The organism is Halorubrum sp. AD140 (assembly GCF_034497445.1).
Taxonomy (GTDB): domain Archaea; phylum Halobacteriota; class Halobacteria; order Halobacteriales; family Haloferacaceae; genus Halorubrum.
In genome coordinates, this window is sequence record NZ_JAXRUU010000279.1 from 1 (window position 1) to 1,135 (window position 1,135).

Here is a 1,135-nt window from a genome sequence, read left to right on the forward strand (position 1 = left end):
CCTTCCCCGGACCGTCGCGTTCATGTACGCGCTCTCGCGGTCGGGGATGGCGTTCCCGCGCGTGATGGACACGCTCGCGGAGAACGAGGCGGTGTACGGCGAGGCCGCGACGGAGCTGTCGGTCGCGGTCCGCGACATGAACGCCTTCGGGACCGACGCGCTCACCGCGCTCCAGCGCATCTCGCGGCGGACGCCCAGCGAAGACTTGGCGGACTTCTCCGAGAACCTCGCCTCCGTCCTCGGCACCGGGCAGTCGGTGTCGGCGTTCCTCGACGACCAGTACGAGCGCTACCAGTCGGAGGCGGAGGCGAAACAGGAGCAGTACTTGGAGCTGCTCTCGACGTTCGCCGAGGCGTACGTGACGGCGCTGGTCGCCGGCCCGCTGTTTTTCATCACCATCCTCGTCGTCATCGGCCTCGTCTTACAGGACACGCTCCCGATCCTCCGCGTCGTCGTCTACCTCGGCGTGCCGCTCGCCACCTTCGGCTTCGTCGTCTACGTCGACAGCGTGACGCAAGGCGTCGGCGGCACCGAGACCGTCGCGGCGTCGTCGTTCGACGACCCGGACGCCACCTCGGTCACCGGGGTGCGCCACGCGACGGACGAGCCCGGGGACCGGGGCGGCTCTCCGCGGTTCGACGGCGGCGCGGCCACGGAGCGAGAATCGGCCAGTCTCGGCGCGACCGATCCGGGAGCGGACCGCTGGACGGAGAGCCGCGAGCGGCTCCGGATCTACGACCGCCTCCGCGGGGTGCGGCGGCTGGCCGCGTCCCCCGCCGAGACGGTGCTGGCCTCGCCGCGGACGGTCCTGCTCGTCGCGGTCCCGGTCGCGGTCGCCGGGCTGCTCGTCTTCGCGTTCCCGATCACGCTCGGGACGCCCGTGGAGATGGCCGGGCAGATCGACGGGCCGATCGTCGCCGCGACCGCGTTCGTCCTCGCGTCGTACGCGGTCGCCTACGAGTTCGGCAAGCGCAGGGTTCGTCGCATCGAATCCGCCGTGCCCGACTTCCTCGACCGGCTCGCCAGCGTCAACGAGGCGGGGACCGCGGTGGTCGGCAGCGTCCGCCGCGTCGCCGACTCGAACTTAGAGGCGCTGACCGAGGACCTCCGCCGGACCCGCCGCGACATCGACTGG

The 1,135-nt window shown here is 71.7% G+C and carries 1 protein-coding gene; it reads left to right on the plus strand.

Annotated elements, in window-relative coordinates; translation table 11 throughout:
• Positions 1–1,135, plus strand: a 1,135-nt coding sequence (locus U4E84_RS18180; protein ID WP_322533470.1) for a type II secretion system F family protein, incomplete at both ends; no start/stop codon positions are given.